We start from the raw sequence: 16,003 nt of genomic DNA, 5'->3' as shown, positions 1-16,003 counted from the left end.
TTCGATACGTCAGTCGTCAGACAAATTTTCCACCCGGTGAGACACACCACCAATCACCGCGACCATCCCGGCAAATGGTCCATCACCAGGACAAAACGGATACTGTTCGAGCTGCCAGCTTGATCACCAGCCCGGAGACGCCCTTGCCCGAGAGACGACGCGACCACTCCACGAGGAGCGCGTAGTGCCGATCCGGACGAGCCCCGAGCAACCCCCTCACCAGGGCAATCCCAAGATCTTCTTCCGGTTTTACGTGGCGGCGACCCTGGCCTGGGGTGCCGTATACCTCCTGGAACAGAACCTGGCCAGCGAACCCGCGCCACCGCCGGCCGGCACCTGGCAGTTGGCGGGCTGGCTGGCGATGGTCTGCGGAATGCTCGGCCACATCGTGCTGCGCCGACGGGGGCTCAACGACAAACCGGCCGCGGCTATCGCTGTCGTCGGCAGTCTCGCGCTCTTCCCGCCGCTGTGGCGGCTGTTGATCTTCATCAGGGATCCCCACCAGACCTGCATCGTCGAGCGCCCAGACGGATTCTTCGGACTGACGTCGTGCCGCGAACGGGCTCCGGGAACCCCCGGCATCGTCCCGCCCGACGGCGGCCACCTCGGGCTCGCGCTGCTGGCCGCCGCGGCGGTCATCGTGGCGTTCACCGGGATCGGATACGTGCTCGGCCGGACGAAACGACGCAGAACGGTTCCGCTGCGCTGGTACCTGATCTCCGGCGTCCTCTGGTCATTCGTGCCCGCGATCCAGTTCGCGGTGAACCTGGCCAACACCGCCCGGCCCGAACGCCTCTGGATCGTCCTCACCGCGACGGCCACCAGCGCACTGGGCCTGATCACCTGCTTCCGCTGGAAGCGCCAACGTGATCAGTCAACCGAACGAGGTGAAGGTGAATAGCCTCCGCCCGGAACCGAAGCGGACACCTCTCCAGGCCGCTCTTCTGACGCTGGGCGTGCTGTCGTTCTGCGCGCAGATCGTAGGATTCTGGGCGTTTCACCACCTCCCGCTGTTCCTCTTGCTCAACACCGTTGCCGGCCTTTGCGCGGCGACTGCGAACACTCTCCGCGCAAGGCAGCTGGAGTACCACAAACGCGAAAGCGAGCCTGCCGAAGGCGAGGGCTCATCCGGCCCCGAAGAACAGCAACCCGTCGGGCGACGAAACCCGCTCTCCCGCAGCACGAGAATCGTCCTCTTCGTGGAACTGGCGCTAGTTCTCACGGGAGGAGCGCTCCACCTCCTGCAACTCGAAGGACGCGTCGGACTCCGGTCTGTCACCGCGACGACGTTGCTGCTGGCAGGATCGGTATCGACCGCATGCGGCATTCTCCTGCACAGCCTCTTGCGCCGACTCGGAACTCCCGAGAAGTGGACCGACGCAGTCACCGCAGTCGGTGTCATCGCGACGCTCCCGCTTCTGTGCTGGCTCGGCTACTTCGCAGGGCGACGGAACGGCCACTGCGTCTACCAGAATTCCGACGGGAGCAGGCAGGACTACACGTGCGCCCCGCAGGAGTCCGGTGTGTACCTGCTGGTCTACGACATCGGCGACTACCTCGGCTGGCCGGTGTTTGGCGCGGCATTCATGGTCGCCCTGTTCATCGGAGCAGCCCTCTTGATCAGCCTCCCGGACCGGGGCAACAGGGCCATCCTCAGGTGGAACCTGATCTGCGCAGTTCTCGCTTCAGCCCTTCTCGCGACGGTGTTCGCGCTGAAACTCGGCGACGCACCCAAGTACGACCTGCACTGGTCGGCGCTGGCCGTGCTGGTCGTGATCCTCCCGCCCGCAGTCCACGCGATCCGACGGCGGGTTCGGCTGGAGCGAATGAGGAAGGCCGGAACTCCACGTGAGCGATCACCTTGACGCCCTTGCCCTGCGGAGCAGTCGCGTCCCCCCGCACGTACTCGATCCCGCTCACGGCCTCAACCTAAGCCGCGCCACCGACACCGAAGACCGCGTTTCCACCGGCAGGCCCCGGACAGCACGACGGCCCCGCACCGGAGTGCGGGGCCGTCGTGGCGGGGGTCAGTCGAGGAGGGCGTCGACGAAGGCTTCCGGTTGGAAGGGGGCCAGGTCGTCCGGGCCTTCGCCGAGGCCGACCAGCTTCACCGGGACTCCCAGCTCTCGCTGGACCTGGAAGACGATGCCGCCCTTGGCCGTGCCGTCGAGCTTGGTCAGGACGATGCCCGTCACGTCCACCACCTCGGAGAAGACGCGGGCCTGGGTCAGGCCGTTCTGGCCCGTCGTGGCGTCCAGGACCAGGAGGACCTCGTCCACCTGGGCCTTCTTCTCCACCACGCGCTTGACCTTGCCCAGCTCGTCCATCAGGCCGGTCTTGGTGTGCAGGCGGCCCGCCGTGTCGACCAGGACCGCGTCCACCGCGGTGTCCGAGCCACGGCTGACCGCCTCGAACGCCACGCTCGCCGGGTCCGCGCCCTCCTTGCCGCGGACGACCTCGGCGCCCACCCGGTTGCCCCAGGTGGCCAGCTGCTCGACCGCCGCCGCGCGGAACGTGTCGGCCGCGCCGAGCAGGACCGTGCGGCCGTCGGCGACCAGGACCCGGGCCAGCTTGCCGGTCGTGGTGGTCTTGCCGGTGCCGTTGACGCCGACCACCAGCACCACCGCGGGCTTGCCGCCGTCGGCCGGGTCGCCGTGCGGCAGCGCTCGCACCGCGCGCTCCATGTCCGGGCCGAGGGCGTCCACCAGCACCTCGCGCAGCAGGGCGCGCGCCTGCTCCGGGGTGCGGACGCCGCGCGAGGCGATCTCGGTGCGGAGGCGCTCGGTGATCTCGGTCGTGGTGGCCGCACCCAGGTCGGCCAGCAGCAGGGTGTCCTCGATCTCCTCCCAGGAGTCCTCGTCGAGGTCACCCGCGCCCAGCAGGCCCAGCAGTCCCTGGCCGAAGGTCGACCGGGAGCGGGACAGGCGACCGCGCAGCCTCTCCAGGCGGCCGGCCGTCGGTTCGATCTCCTCGATCTCCTCGGCCGCTTCCGGCTCCGCCGGGGTCGGTTCGGGCACCGGCTCGACGCGCTCCTGCGCGGGCACCTCGGGCTCGGCAGGTGCCTCGGGCTTCTCCGGGGCCTCGGGCGCCGAAGGCTTCTCAGCGGTCTCGGGCTTCGCAGGCGCCTCGGCGGGCGGCTCCTCCGTCGTCGTCCCGCCGTCCGGGAGCTCGACGTCGACGATGCCGCGGCGCTCGGTGTCGCGCGGGACCGCCGCGTCGTCACCGACACCGGGCTGGCCCTCCACCTCGGTGCGCTCGCCCGCGGGATGTTCCGGCGGGGCGGCCGTGGTGGTGCCGCCGCTGGACAGGCTGATCCCGCCGTCCGCGCGGTAGCCGCCGCCCTTGACGGGCTCGGTCGGCGCGGTGCTGTCGTCCTGCTCGCTCAGGCTGATCCGGCGCCGGCGGTTCAGCACCACACCGGCGATCACGGCGATCGCCAGCACCAGCACCACGGCGACGATGATCAGAATCACGGTAGAGGTGGTCACGCGCCCATCCTCCCACCTGCTGATTCCGGCGCTGGCACACGCCCCGGACGGGTCGGTTCGCTGAAGCGGTGCAGTGGGCAAATAACCAACAAAACTTCTTCGACGCTTGCATTTGTCATTGACTGTGCAATAGACCACATACGTGAACTGGTGGCGAGTGCTCGGGCTGATCTCCGGCACGTCGATGGACGGCGTCGACGTCGCCGCGGCCGAGCTGCGGCTGGACGGCGACGTGCTGGAGCTCCGGCCGCTGGGCAGCACGACGGTGGCCTATCCCCCCGACCTGCACCGGGACCTGCTGGCGGCGCTGCCGCCCGCGCCGTGCAGCGCTGCGGAGCTGTGCCGCCTCGACACCCTCGTCGGGCAGCACTTCGCCACCGCCGCGGGCGTCGGGCTGGAGCTCGCGGACGGCCGCGCGGACTTCGTCGCGTCGCTGGGCCAGACGCTCTACCACTGGGTTCAGGACGGCCGGGCGCGCGGCACGCTGCAGATCGGGCAGCCCGCGTGGATCGCCGAGGCGACCGGACTGCCCGTCGTGTCGGACCTGCGCGCCCGCGACGTCGCCGCCGGCGGGCACGGCGCTCCGCTGGCCGGTGTCCTGGACGCGCTGTGGCTGGCCGACGAGCCGGGGCCCGGCGTGGCGCTGAACATCGGCGGCATCGCCAACATCACCGTGGTCGGCGGTGCTCGGCCGCTGGCCTACGACACCGGCCCCGGCAACGCGCTGATCGACCTCGCCGCCGCCCGGGTGAGCGGGCAACCGCAGGACACCGACGGTGCGATCGCCGCGGGCGGGACCGTGCGGGCCGATCTGCTGGACGTGCTGCTCGCCGACGAGTACTACCGCCTGCCGCCGCCGAAGTCGACCGGCAAGGAGCGGTTCAACGTCGCCTACCTGGACCGGGCGCTGGCCCAGGTGGACATCGCCGACGCCGACCTGCTGGCCACGCTGACCGAGCTGACCGCGCACACCGTCGCCGACGCGTGCCGCGCGGCGGGAGCCGTCCGGGTCGTCGCTTCCGGCGGCGGGGTGCGCAATCCCGTCCTGCTCGCCGCGCTGCGCCGCCTGCTGGAGGTACCCGTGCTGGTCAGCGACGAGCTCGGACTACCGTCCGACAGCAAGGAAGCACTGCTCACCGCGCTGCTCGGGTTCCTCACCTGGCACGGCACTTCCGGCAACACGCCGGGCACCACGGGGGCCGCCGGGCCCCGGTTGTTGGGCAGCATCACCCCTGGAGCCGGACCGCTGCGGTTGCCCGCCCCGGCCGTCCACCCGCCGACCCGGCTGCGCGTGCAGCCCGGTGACACCGCGTAGGAGGCAGCATGCGATCACTCGACCTGGCCGTGATCGGCCTGTACCTGGTCGCCATGCCGGTGCTCGGACTGCTGCTGGGCGGCAGGCAGAAGAGCTCCCAGGACTACTTCGTCGGCAGCAGGCAGCTGCCCTGGTGGGCGGTGTGCTTCTCGGTGGTCGCCACCGAGACCTCCACGCTGACGGTGATCAGCGTGCCGACGGTGGCCTACCTCGGCAGCTTCACCTACCTGCAGCTGGCCATCGGCTACCTGATCGGCCGGGTCGTGGTGGCCTTCGTGCTGCTGCCGAAGTACTTCGCCGGGAACCTGGTCAGCGCCTACGAGTTCCTCGGCCAGCGGTTCGGCGCCGGGCTGCAGGGCACCGCGTCGGTGACGTTCCTGATCACCCGGTTGCTGGCCGACGGGCTGCGGCTGTTCGCCACCGCGATCCCGGTGAAGGTGATGCTGGCGGCCTTCGGCATCGACCTGGCGTACTGGCAGATCGTGCTGGTCCTGGCGGTGCTGACGGTGATCTACACCTACCTCGGCGGGATCAAGGCGGTGGTGTGGGTCGACGCGATCCAGATGGTCGTCTACGTCGGAGGCGCGATCGTGGCCGCGGTGGTGCTGGCCGGTCAGTTGCCGTCGGACTGGTTCGGCACCGCGCTGGAGGCGGGCAAGTTCCAGCTGCTGGACTTCACCTCGTCGATCGTCACCGACCAGTACGCGTTCCTCACCGCGGTGCTCGGCGGCGCGGTGTTCGCGATGGCCTCGCACGGCGCCGACCAGCTCATGGTGCAGCGGCTGCTGGCCTGCCGGAACGTGCGGGACAGCCAGAAGGCGCTGATCGCCAGCGGTTTCGTGGTGGCCCTGCAGTTCGCGCTGTTCCTGCTGATCGGCACCATGCTGTGGTCGTTCTTCCGCGGTGCGGCGCCGGCCGAGCTGGGCATGGCCAGCAAGGACGAGCTGTTCCCGACGTTCATCGTCAACGACCTGCCGCCGGGGCTGTCCGGGCTGCTCATCGCCGGGATCCTGGCCGCCGCGATGAGCACCCTGGCCTCGTCGCTGAACTCGCTGTCCACCTCCACCGTCAGCGACCTCTACCAGCGGCTGGCCAAGCGGAAGCTGGACGACGCGGCCGTGCTGCGGATGGGCAAGCTCTGGACGCTGGTCTGGGCCGTGGTGTTCGTGGTGTTCGCGTCGATGTTCAGCAGCACCGACAACCCGGTGGTGGAGGTCGGGCTCAGCATCGCCAGCTACACCTACGGGGCGCTGCTCGGCGCGTTCCTGCTGGGGCTGCTGGTGAAGCGCGCCCGGCAGGCGGACGCCACGATCGCCTTCTGCGCGACGATCGCGGTGGTGCTGGTCTTCGTGTTCGGGGTGCAGTTCCCGGACGGCGAGGGCGGCGAGTCGTCGCTGGCCTTCCCCTGGTACACGCCGTTGGGCGTGCTCGTGACGCTGGTGGTGGGCGGTCTGCTGTCGCTGCGCCACCCGGCCGCCGAACCCGAGGTCGAGCACGCCGACAAGCCGTGAGCCACGGGGTCGGTTCGACGTCGAACCGACCCCGGCAGGGGATTCACATCGTGGCGGTGGTGATGATCGAGATGAGGATCATCAGGACGGCGAAGCCGATGCTGCCGAAGAAGATGCCCATGGCGATTCCGGTGCCGGGCGCGTCCTGCGGCGTCGGCCCGACCGCGCCGTCGATGAACGGGAACGCGGGCGCCTTGTAGTAGACGTCCTGCTGCTGGCCGACGGTCAGCGGGATCACCGCGCTCGCGTAGCCCAGCTTCCACAGGTAGTTGACGTGCACCTGGATCTGGTACTGGCCGGGCGGCAGGTCGACCGGGGTCTTGCCCCAGGTCAGGATCGGGCCGGGCTGGCCGTTGATGGTGACCTGCGGCTTGAAGAGCATGAAGGCCCAGGTGATCCAGTGGTACGAGCAGTCGATCAGCACTCGTGCCATGCCCGGCGCGGGCGGTGCCATCTGCGGCTGCGGCGGGGCCGGCTGCTGGTAGCCCTGCTGCTGCGGGTAACCGCCCTGCTGCGGATAGCCCTGCGGCGCCGCCGGCATCGGGCCGGACTGCGGATGGCCCTGCGGGGCCATCGGCTGCTGCATCGGCATCGGGCCGGACTGCGGGTAACCCTGCTGCGGATACCCCTGCTGGGGGTACGGCTGCTGGCCTGGCGGCGGGCCGTAGGGGTTGGTCATGGTCTCCTCCTGAGCTCCGGTGGACGCCGCGCGCGGTTGCCGGTCCACCGAACATCCTCCCGCACGCGGATCTCCACGCCGAAACCGACCGGTCGCCCCCTTCAGCACCGCTTCCGCTGGGACGATTAACCACACGAACGCACTGGGGACGGGGGTCGATGGTGCACGAGGACGAGCACGCCGAATTCCGGGCCAAGCTCAACGCCTACTCCGCGGGATCGCTGGACGACGTCGAGTGGCTCGTGATGCGCACGCACCTGGCCGATTGCGAGCGCTGCCGCGCTGAGCTGGGCCGGCCGGAGCTGTGGAACCGCGCTGCACCGCAACGCATTCCGCCGCGGCGGGTGAACCACCGCCCCGGCTGGCCGGTGGTGGCGGGTACCGCCGCCGTCGCGGCCCTGATCGCCTTCGGCGTCGGCTACGCCCTCGGCATCACCGCCTGAGCAGGCAGCCGGGGCCCGCACCAGCGCGCCTCTCGCCGAGTCGAAAAACGCGCGCTCACGCGGTTTTTCGCCCCGATGTCACTCCGCCGTCGTGTGAATCCCGGGTTCGTCGTGCCGTGTCGCGGGCGCGCCACCGACGACGCCTCATAACCTCCCGCCAGTCACACGGAGTGACTTCTCGCACCGGGGCGGAAATCCGCATCCCGGTCACCCAGGAAGGGAACCGAAGTGAGCCATCTCGGTACTGCTCTTGCCCGCTTCGCGGTCGTCGGAGCCGCCGCAGCAACCCTCGCCGCCGCAGTCGCGCTTCCCGCCACCGCCGCCGAGGAGAAGTCCGCCGCGGCGGGCGGCAAGTGCCTCGACGTGGGGACCACCCGCAACAACGCCGACAAGTCGTTCCTCTGGCAGTGCGGGGAGACGAACAAGAACCAGCAGTTCCTGATCGACGGCAGCCAGATCAGGATCGTCGACACCATCGGCACCAAGCAGGAGATGTGCCTGGACGCGGGCAGCACCCGCAACAACGCCGACAAGGTGCACATCTGGCGCTGCGGAGACACCAACAAGAACCAGCAGTGGGTCCTCCGCGGCGGTCAGCTGGTCGTCAAGGACACCTTGGGCACCGGCAAGGAGATGTGCCTGGACGCCAGCAGCACCCGCAACAACGGCGACTTGGTGCACCTCTGGCGCTGCGGTGACAGCAACAAGAACCAGAAGTGGGTCGTCCAGCGCGGCCAGATCAAGGTCGAAGACACGCTCTGACGGTCCGTCGGCACCGGCGCGGTCTCCCGGCCGCGCCGGTGCCGTGCGCCGCCTAGTCCAGGACGGCGGCGACGTCGCCTTCGGCGGGCGCGTCCGGAGCCCGGTCCGGTTCCGCATCTCCGCGCAGGCGCTGGGAGATCACCTGGGTGATGCCGTCGCCGCGCATGGTCACGCCGTAGAGCGCGTCGGCGATCTCCATGGTCGGCTTCTGGTGCGTGATGATGATCAGCTGCGAGGTGGTGCGCAGCTGGTCGAGCAGGGTGATCAGGCGGCGCAGGTTGGTGTCGTCCAGCGCCGCCTCGACCTCGTCCATCACGTAGAACGGCGAGGGGCGGGCGCGGAAGATGGACACCAGCATGGCCACCGCGGTCAGCGACTTCTCGCCACCGGACAGCAGCGACAGCCGCTTGACCTTCTTGCCCGGCGGGCGCGCCTCGACCTCGACGCCGGTGGTCAGCATGTCCTCGGAGTCGGTGAGCGTCAGGCGCCCGTCGCCGCCGGGGAACAGGACCTTGAAGACCGTCTCGAACTCCCGCGCCACGTCCTCGAACGCCGAGGAGAAGACCTCCAGGATCTTCTCGTCGACCTCCTTGACCACGCTGAGCAGGTCGCGGCGGCTGTCCTTGAGGTCCTCCAGCTGCGTGGACAGGAACTTGTAGCGCTCCTCCAGCGCGGCGAACTCCTCCAACGCGAGCGGATTCACCTTGCCCAGCAGGGAGAGGTCCTTCTCGGCGCGCTTGGCCCGGCGCTCCTGGGTGGCGCGGTCGAACGGCACCGGCGGCGGGGCGCTGACGTCCTCGCCGCGCTCCTTGGCCGCCTCGTACTCGGCGATCTCGGCCGGGCCCGGCGGGATCGGCACGGTGGGCCCGTACTCGTCCACCAGGTCGTCGAGGCCGATCCCGAAGTCCTCGATGATCTTGGTTTCCAGCTGCTCGATGCGCAGCCGCTGCTCGGCGCGCACGACCTCGTCGCGGTGCACCGCGTCGGTCAGCTTCTCCAGCTCACCGCTGAGCTCCCGCACCCGCGCCCGGATCGCGCCGAGCGCCTGCTCGTGCTCGCTCTGCTTGGCCTGCGCGACGTCCCGCTCCTCCGTCGCGGCGCGCAACGACTGCGCGATGCGCTCCAACGCCGTCTCGCAGCCCGAGACCACGGCCTGCGTCACGCGCGCTGCGCGTTCCCGCGCCTTGCGCGCCGCCTCCGCGCGGGCCCGCGCTTCGCGCTCGTGCCGCGCTGCGCGACGCAGCTGATCCGCGCGTCCCTGCACCGCACGGGCGCGCTCTTCGGCCGTGCGCTGGGTCAGGCGGGCGTCCATCTCCTGCTGGCGCACGGTGCTGAGCTCGGCGCTGAACCGGTCGCGATCGGCCGTGTCGGGCTCGGCTGCCTCGTCCTGCTCGGTCTTGACCACGCGCAGCCGCTCTTCGAGCTCGGCGAGCTTGACCAGGGACTGCTCGCGGGACTGCTCGACCTTCACCCGCTGATCGCGCGCGCGATCGACGTCGGCCGCCGCCGAGCGGGCCGCGCGCTGGAGGCTGGAGAGCCGTTCGGTGCTCCGGGCGCGCTGCACCTTCGCGTCGTTGATCTGCTCCTGGACGGCGCGGACCTCGGCCCGGCGGGATTCCTCTTCCGCCCGTGCGCCTTCCAGCGCGGCCGAGTGCTGTTCGGCGCGGCGCTGGGCCGCGGCGAGCTCGCGCTCGGCCTCGTCGACCGCGGCCTGCACCTCGATGGCGCTCTGCCGGCTCTCGCCACCGCCGATCGCCCAGTGCGCGCCGAGCACGTCGCCACCCGCGGTCACCGCGCGGACTTCCGGGTGGCGCTGGACGATTTCGCCCGCCTCGGCCAGGGAATCGACGACGGCGACCCGGTCCAGGGCCTTGTTCACCGCCGCGCGCAGGCCGTCCGGCGCGGAGATCAGGTCGGCCGCCCAGCGGGCGGATCCGGGCAGCTGCGGCCAGCTCGACCGGTCGAGGTCCGCCGCGGTCCCGATGAGCAGCCCCGCTTGGCCCGCTTCGTCGGCGCGGAGCATCTCCAGCGCGGCCACCGCATCGGTCACGCCGCGCACCGCGACGGCATCGGCCACCGCGCCGAGCGCCGCCGCCAGTGCCGCTTCCGCACCGGTTTCCACGGTCAGCAGCGCCGCGACCGAGCCGAGCAGCCCGGGCACCCGGTCACCGGCCGCCATGAGCGCGCCCGCGCCGTCCTTGCGCTGCAAACCCATCGACAGCGCTTCGACGCGGGCCTTCCACGAAGCGATCTCCCGCTCCGCGGCCCGCTCGGCCTTGACCAGCTCCTCCACCCGGGCTCGCGCGGCATCGCGCGCCTCGGCGGCCGTTTCGCGGCGCTCCTGCAAGCCCGCGTCGTCGGAGTCGTAGCCGCCGCTCTCCTCCTCGGCGTCGGCGAGCGCCCGCTCGGCCTCCTCGGCGCGGGCGCTGGCTTCCTCCAGCGCGTCGGACAGCCGCTCGATCTCGTCGGAGGTGTCGCTGACCTTGCCGCGCAGCGACTCGACCTGCCCGGACAGCCGCGCCGCGCCCTCCCGGCGGTCGGCGATCGCCCGGACCGCGGCCAGGTGGGCCTGTTCGGCCTGCTTGAGCGCCGATTCCAGCTCCGAGCGGCGCTGCACCACCTCGTGCAGGGCCTCACGGGCTTCTTCGAGCTGTTCGCGCAGCTCGATCTCCTGCTCGGCGGCTTCCTCGGCCTCGGCGTCCAGCTGATCGGGATCGCGGCCCGACCGCTGCTCCTCGGTCTGCGCGGTCAGGTGCCGGTGCCGTTCCACGGCCAGCCGCAGCGTGCCGTTCAGCCGCTCTTCCAGCGCCGACAAGCGGTACCAGGTCTCCTGCGCGCGGTTGAGGCGCGGCGCGTCCGCGGCGACCTGCTCTTCGAGCGTCTTCTCCTCGGACTGCGCGAACTGCAGAGCCCGCTCGACCTCGGCGCGCTTGGCCCGCGCGGTCTCCTGGTCGGCCTCGTCGCGGGCCAGGTCGGCGCGCGCGGTGACCAGGTCGTCGGCGATCAGGCGCAGCCGGGCATCGCGCAGGTCGGCCTGCACGGTCTGGGCCTTGCGGGCGATCTCGGCCTGCTTGCCGAGCGGTTTGAGCTGGCGGCGCAGCTCACCGGTGAGGTCGGTGAGCCGGGTCAGGTTGGCCTGCATCGCGTCGAGCTTGCGCAGCGCCTTTTCCTTGCGCTTGCGGTGCTTGAGCACGCCAGCGGCCTCTTCGATGAGCCTGCGGTTCTCCTCGGGCTTGGCCTGCAGGATCGACGCCAGCTGCCCCTGCCCGACGATGACGTGCATCTCGCGGCCGATACCGGAGTCGGAGAGCAGCTCCTGCACGTCCATCAGCCGGCAGGAGCTGCCGTTGATCTCGTACTCGCTGGCCCCGTCGCGGAACATCCGCCGGGTGATGGAGACCTCGGTGTACTCGATGGGCAGCGCGCCGTCGGTGTTGTCGATGGTCAGCGTGACCTCGGCGCGGCCCAGCGGGGCGCGGCCCGCGGTGCCGGCGAAGATGACGTCCTCCATCTTGCCGCCGCGCAGGTCCTTGGCGCCCTGCTCGCCCATCACCCAGCGCAGCGCGTCGAGCACGTTGGACTTGCCGGATCCGTTCGGCCCGACGACGCAGGTGATGCCGGGCTCGAAGCGCAGCGTGGTGGCCGAGGCGAAGGACTTGAACCCCTTCAGCGTCAGGCTCTTCAGGTGCACGGCTGCGATCGACCTTCCCGTGGTTGGTACCCCTGGTCACGTCCGGCCGAGCCTACCTCTGCCGCCCGGCCCGACCACGCAGAACCGCTGACGAACCGGGAGTCACCGACGGCGGAGAGCAACACCGATGCCTCGGTACACCGACCCGTTTCAGCAGGTGATGGCCCGTGAGTGGTTTGGGGGGCTATGGCACCACAAACCGCTCACGGCACTTGACCAGCGCAAACGTATCGGCCGGGGTCAGCGTTCGACGAATCCCGTCAGGCCGCCCTTGGGCTCCGACCACTGCTCGGCGACGAAGTCGACGCGGCCGGGCGTCTCGCCCGAGCGCAGCGCCGCCAGGAGCTGCTCGCACGCTTCGCGCGGTCCTTCGGCCACCACTTCCACCCGGCTCGCGGGCAGGTTCGTGGCGCTGCCCACCAGCCCCAGCGCGAGCGCCCGCGACCGCGTCCACCAGCGAAAACCCACGCCCTGCACATGCCCGTGCACCCAGGCGGTCAGGCGCGCGGCTCCGGAATCCGTCACGCCCGGCATGATGCCGCACGGCCCCGGTGCACGCCCCAGCGCGTCCACCGGGTCGGCCCGAGCCGGTATGATCCGCCGCGATTCGGCGGAGGCCGGTGTTCTCGGGACATCCGGTGCACGACCGCTCGAAGCGCCGACGAGTGGGACACCGATGGACCCGTTGCAGGTGGAAGACCCGGACGCCCGGCCGAAGCGATTGGTGGTGCTGGCCGCGGCGGGCATCGTGGTGGCCACGGTGTTCGCGACGACGGCCGCGATGGTCGCCGGTGCTCAGCAGCAGACCGAGGCCACCCCGGACTTCTCGCTGAAGCCGACCGCGACCTCCCGCCCCGGCACGACGACGTCGGTCCCGTCGCTGCTGCCGCCTCCGCCGACCAGCGGCGAGGAGACCTCGCAGGAGAGCACCAGCACCAGCAGCGCGGAGACCAGCACGTCCCGGACCCCATCGAGCGACGTGGCGCCGCCGCCCGAGCAGCCACCGGTTCCGACGCCCACCGGGTCGCGACCGGACCCGGAACCCGACCCGACGCCGACGTCGACCTCCCGGCCGACCACGCCTCCGACGGAACCGACGACAGAGCCGCCCACGTCGACGATCACCACCCACTCGGACCCGGCGGGCGACCCGGAATGACGCTGGCCGTGCACGCCTGCCGGTCCCTGTGCTCCTGGCACCGGACCCGCAAGCAGCTGGGCGGTCTGCCGCTGCTGGCCTGCCGCGGTTGCGGATCGCAGTGGGTCCGCAGCGAGCAGTGGACGCCGATCGACCACACCGGGCGCATCCCGGACGACGTGCGCGCCGAGCTCGCCGAACGGCCCTGACCTCCTCAGCGCGGATCGCCGACGACGACCAGATCGGCGCGCGCCCGGGTGGGCGCGATCAGTGCCGCGTTGGCCTCATCGCTGCGCCGCACCCATTCCTCGGCTTCCGCCCGCGTCCGGCCGTGCGAGACGTGCCGGGCGATGAGCCGCTGCACGCGCGTTCCGTCGTCCGGGGCCAGGAACCAGCACTCGTCGAGCAGGTCGCGCACCTCGGACCACGGCGGCGTGTCCAGCAGCAGGTAGTTGCCTTCAGTGATGACGAGCGGAACATCCGGCGGCACCGCGATGGCCCCGGCGTAGGACTCCTCGACCTCGCGGTGGAATTCCGGCGCGTAGACCGTCTCGCGGGCGTCCTTCACCCGCCGCAGCAGCGACACGTACCCGGCGGCGTCGAAGGTGTCGGGCGCGCCCTTGCGGTCCTGCCGCCCCAAGCTCCGCAACTGCGCGTTCGCCAGGTGGAACCCGTCCATCGGCACGATCACGGCGCGGCCGTCGAGCTCCCCCAGAACCCGCTCGGCAACGGTCCCCTTCCCAGCCCCGGGAGCCCCGGCGATCCCCAGGACCCGCCGCTGCCCGCTGTCGGCCAGCGCCCGAGCCCGCGCCACCAGTTCCGCATACCCGACCACACCGCCACCTCCCGGCACCCAGGCTACGGTCGCGGCCCGGCGGCGGGGGACGACGCCTCAGTCCTCCCAGATCTCCGCGAGGAGCTCCCTGGTGTACTCGGCGATCCGGGCGTTGTCCGCCGGGGCGATCGTGCTCCAGCGGCGGCCGTCGCCGCTGGAGCGCACCACGTGCAGGTAGCGGCCGTGGTCGGTGTCGTGGAAGGCCACCACGCGGTTCGCGCGCTCCGGGCGGCCTCGGTTCCGGCTGGCCTCCACCCCGAACTGGCCGCGGATGCCCATGCCGTTGGCCATGTGCGCGACGTCGGCCGCGTCGTCCGGCGGGATGCCCAGCATGCGCAGTTCGTCGCTGAACTCCAGCGGGTTGTTCGGGCCCGCGTAGTCGCTGGCCTTGCGGAGCACGTCGTTGGGCAGGCTCACCGCGCGGCCGGGGCCCGCGGGCATGTTGCCCGCCACCGACACCGCCGCCTCGGCCAGCGAGCCGCCGCGGATCGCGGTCAGCTCCACCACGTCGGCGTCGACGATCGTCAGCAGGCCGGCCGAACCGTTCGCCGAGGCCAGCGCGCGGATCGAGCGGTCCGCCCAGATCCGCACGTCCACGCTGCGCTGCGGTCGGTCGAGCAGGCCGACCAGGTCGGCGAAGTCGACGTCCAGCCGGTCGCGGGCGGCCTCGGCGAGGCGCTTGGCGCGCAACGACGCCCACGCCTCGGACACCAGCTCGGCCCGCTCGGTGTAGGTCGTTCCGGGACTCGGCACGTCGAGCACGATGTGCCGGTGCTCGGTGAGCTTCTCCGCCTCGCAGACCACATCGAATTCCAATGTGGACAGCACGATCGGATCGGCTTCGGCTCCAGGGCGCACGTCAGTCCTGCTTCTTCGGCTCGGGCTCGGCGGGCGGTTCGTCGTTGCGCTCGTCCCCGCCCAGCACCGGCGGGGCGACCAGCCGCTCGTCGTCGAACGGGGTCTCCTCGGCGACGTACTTGTTCTCGTGCTCGGCGTCCTCGCTGCGCTTCTCGCCGCGAGTCGCGGCCGGGCCCATCAGCGAGCCCGATCCCGGCCTGCTGCCCGGGGTGTTGCCCGCGGCCTTGCCCGCCGTGGTGTCGCCAGGACCACCGCCGACGCTGCCGCCGCGCGCCACGGACCCGCCGGGCGCCGGCCCTCCCGCGGGCACCGGGGCACCGCGGCCGCCGAGCACACGGCTCGCCGCGTACGCACCGATGCCTGCGACAGCCGCACCACCGGCAGCGATCCCGAGCACGGTTCCGGCGCTGACGCCACCGCTGTCACCGGTCGCTTCCGGCGTCGGGTCCGCCTCGCCGCCCTTGTCGATCTCGGACTTCTTCCGGTCCGCGGGGCGCTCCCCGGGCCGCAGCGGAACGCCAGGCTCACCGGGACGGCCCTGGCCGGGGCGGGCATCGCCGCCCCCGACCACGAACCCGCCGCCGGGCACCGGCGTCCCGGGCGTGCCCACGCCGGGCGAACCGACACCGGGCTGCGCCGAACCGCCGATCACGCCGGCCGCGGCGACGCCCGATCCCAGCCCCGAGCTGGGCATCCCGCTGGACGAGGCCGACTGCGCGGTCACGGTCGCGGGCGGCATCTCCGGCAGCGGCTGGTAGGTGTTCGCCTGCTCCACCGAGGTGTCGCGGTAGGACGCCAGAGCCGCCTGGGCGGCCTTCTTGTTGGCGTCGACCTGCTTGGCTTCCTTGTCGTAGTCGCTCTCGTAGCCGAAAGCGCCACCAGCCCACTCCAGGGCGTTCTCCGACTGCTTCTGCCGCAGCTCGTCGCTGTTCGGCAGGGTGTGACGAGCCGACTCGTAGCCGCGGCCCTGCTCGTCGACGCTCTGCGCGGAGGCCCGCAGCGGGTCCGGGGCGTCGGACATGAACACCGCCTGCTGCTGCGTCGCGGCGGCGGCGAGGTCGCCCGCGTTGCCCTCCCAGGCGATCTGCAGCTTGCCGAGCTCCCGGCGCAGGGTGTCGTCCAGGTCGACGACGACCTGCACGCACTCGTCCAGCGCCCGCACCGCGGACTGCATCGACTCCGTGCCGCGCCCCTGCTTGACCTGCGTGATCCACTCCTGGAGCTGGGGGATGTCCATCCCCTCGAACCGGATGTCGCGGATCGGATCGATGCTCGTCACAACG

General features: G+C 71.4%; 15 protein-coding genes. 8 read left to right on the top strand and 7 right to left on the bottom strand.

Annotated elements, in window-relative coordinates:
- Positions 1-184: 184 nt before the first annotated feature.
- Together OU416_RS05455 and OU416_RS05450 are read left to right on the top strand one after the other, a co-directional pair.
- Complete coding sequence (locus tag OU416_RS05455; protein ID WP_270925706.1) at positions 185-901, top strand: hypothetical protein; 717 nt, start codon at positions 185-187, stop codon at positions 899-901.
- Positions 867-1,865, top strand: coding sequence for a hypothetical protein (locus OU416_RS05450; protein ID WP_270925705.1), 999 nt, complete (start codon positions 867-869; stop codon positions 1,863-1,865). The genes OU416_RS05455 and OU416_RS05450 overlap by 35 nt, the downstream gene beginning before the upstream one ends.
- Before the next feature lie 162 nt (positions 1,866-2,027).
- Here the strand turns inward: OU416_RS05450 and ftsY are convergent, their stop codons facing one another.
- Positions 2,028-3,488 (bottom strand): signal recognition particle-docking protein FtsY, encoded by a 1,461-nt coding sequence (gene ftsY, locus OU416_RS05445; protein ID WP_270925704.1) that lies wholly within the window; start codon positions 3,486-3,488, stop codon positions 2,028-2,030.
- A 142-nt stretch (positions 3,489-3,630) separates the two neighbouring features.
- Here ftsY and OU416_RS05440 point away from each other — a divergent pair, with 142 nt between their 5' ends.
- Together OU416_RS05440 and OU416_RS05435 are read left to right on the top strand one after the other, a co-directional pair.
- Positions 3,631-4,803, top strand: coding sequence for an anhydro-N-acetylmuramic acid kinase (locus OU416_RS05440; protein ID WP_270925703.1), 1,173 nt, complete (start codon positions 3,631-3,633; stop codon positions 4,801-4,803).
- An 8-nt stretch (positions 4,804-4,811) separates the two neighbouring features.
- A complete protein-coding gene (locus OU416_RS05435; RefSeq protein WP_270925702.1) occupies positions 4,812-6,314 on the top strand; it encodes a sodium:solute symporter in 1,503 nt (500 codons plus the stop codon).
- A gap of 43 nt (positions 6,315-6,357) precedes the next feature.
- Here the strand turns inward: OU416_RS05435 and OU416_RS05430 are convergent, their stop codons facing one another.
- Complete coding sequence (locus OU416_RS05430) at positions 6,358-7,041, bottom strand: hypothetical protein (protein ID WP_270925701.1); 684 nt, start codon at positions 7,039-7,041, stop codon at positions 6,358-6,360.
- A 110-nt stretch (positions 7,042-7,151) separates the two neighbouring features.
- Between OU416_RS05430 and OU416_RS05425 the strand changes: the two genes are divergently transcribed.
- On the top strand, positions 7,152-7,436 hold the full coding sequence (locus OU416_RS05425; RefSeq protein ID WP_270925700.1) for a zf-HC2 domain-containing protein: 285 nt from the start codon (positions 7,152-7,154) through the stop codon (positions 7,434-7,436).
- Positions 7,437-7,664: 228 nt separating this feature from the next.
- On the top strand, positions 7,665-8,198 hold the full coding sequence (locus tag OU416_RS05420) for an RICIN domain-containing protein (RefSeq protein ID WP_270925699.1): 534 nt from the start codon (positions 7,665-7,667) through the stop codon (positions 8,196-8,198).
- A gap of 52 nt (positions 8,199-8,250) precedes the next feature.
- On the opposite strand, the gene smc is transcribed toward OU416_RS05420, so the two are convergent.
- Both smc and OU416_RS05410 read right to left on the bottom strand, forming a co-directional pair.
- Positions 8,251-11,889, bottom strand: a complete 3,639-nt coding sequence (smc, locus tag OU416_RS05415) for a chromosome segregation protein SMC (RefSeq protein WP_270925698.1) — start codon at positions 11,887-11,889, stop codon at positions 8,251-8,253.
- Between the two features lie 240 nt (positions 11,890-12,129).
- Positions 12,130-12,423, bottom strand: a complete 294-nt coding sequence (locus tag OU416_RS05410; RefSeq protein ID WP_270925697.1) for an acylphosphatase — start codon at positions 12,421-12,423, stop codon at positions 12,130-12,132.
- Between the two features lie 142 nt (positions 12,424-12,565).
- Here OU416_RS05410 and OU416_RS05405 point away from each other — a divergent pair, with 142 nt between their 5' ends.
- Positions 12,566-13,048: a hypothetical protein gene (locus tag OU416_RS05405; RefSeq protein ID WP_270925696.1), complete on the top strand. Its 483-nt coding sequence runs from the start codon at positions 12,566-12,568 to the stop codon at positions 13,046-13,048.
- Positions 13,045-13,236 (top strand): hypothetical protein, encoded by a 192-nt coding sequence (locus OU416_RS05400; RefSeq protein WP_270925695.1) that lies wholly within the window; start codon positions 13,045-13,047, stop codon positions 13,234-13,236. Before OU416_RS05405 ends, OU416_RS05400 begins: the two co-directional genes overlap by 4 nt.
- Positions 13,237-13,241: 5 nt before the next feature.
- Here OU416_RS05400 and OU416_RS05395 read toward each other — a convergent pair whose 3' ends face one another.
- From OU416_RS05395 to OU416_RS05385, 3 genes are read right to left on the bottom strand one after another with little or no spacing between them, the layout of a single operon-like run.
- The gene (locus tag OU416_RS05395; RefSeq protein WP_270925694.1) at positions 13,242-13,862 is read right to left on the bottom strand and encodes a nucleoside/nucleotide kinase family protein; all 621 of its coding nucleotides are present in this window, start codon (positions 13,860-13,862) and stop codon (positions 13,242-13,244) included.
- A gap of 57 nt (positions 13,863-13,919) precedes the next feature.
- A complete protein-coding gene (locus OU416_RS05390) occupies positions 13,920-14,720 on the bottom strand; it encodes an ESX secretion-associated protein EspG (RefSeq protein WP_270925693.1) in 801 nt (266 codons plus the stop codon).
- Position 14,721: 1 nt separating this feature from the next.
- Positions 14,722-15,999 (bottom strand): hypothetical protein, encoded by a 1,278-nt coding sequence (locus OU416_RS05385; protein WP_270925692.1) that lies wholly within the window; start codon positions 15,997-15,999, stop codon positions 14,722-14,724.
- Positions 16,000-16,003: the final 4 nt, after the last annotated feature.

Origin of the sequence: Saccharopolyspora indica (genome assembly GCF_027853965.1) — a bacterium.
GTDB classification, from domain to species: Bacteria; Actinomycetota; Actinomycetes; order Mycobacteriales; family Pseudonocardiaceae; genus Saccharopolyspora; species Saccharopolyspora indica.
The sequence above is the reverse complement of the archived record's forward strand: the minus strand, read 5'-3'. Positions and strand labels throughout refer to the sequence as shown.

Bases quoted from the DNA above. Each gene is read 5' to 3' on its own strand.
- OU416_RS05405 (WP_270925696.1), top strand. From the start codon at position 12,566: ATGGACCCGTTGCAGGTGGAAGACCCGGACGCCCGGCCGAAGCGATTG.
- OU416_RS05425 (WP_270925700.1), top strand. From the start codon at position 7,152: ATGGTGCACGAGGACGAGCACGCCGAATTCCGGGCCAAGCTCAACGCC.
- OU416_RS05410 (WP_270925697.1), bottom strand. From the start codon at position 12,423: ATGCCGGGCGTGACGGATTCCGGAGCCGCGCGCCTGACCGCCTGGGTG.
- OU416_RS05435 (WP_270925702.1), top strand. From the start codon at position 4,812: ATGCGATCACTCGACCTGGCCGTGATCGGCCTGTACCTGGTCGCCATG.
- OU416_RS05400 (WP_270925695.1), top strand. From the start codon at position 13,045: ATGACGCTGGCCGTGCACGCCTGCCGGTCCCTGTGCTCCTGGCACCGG.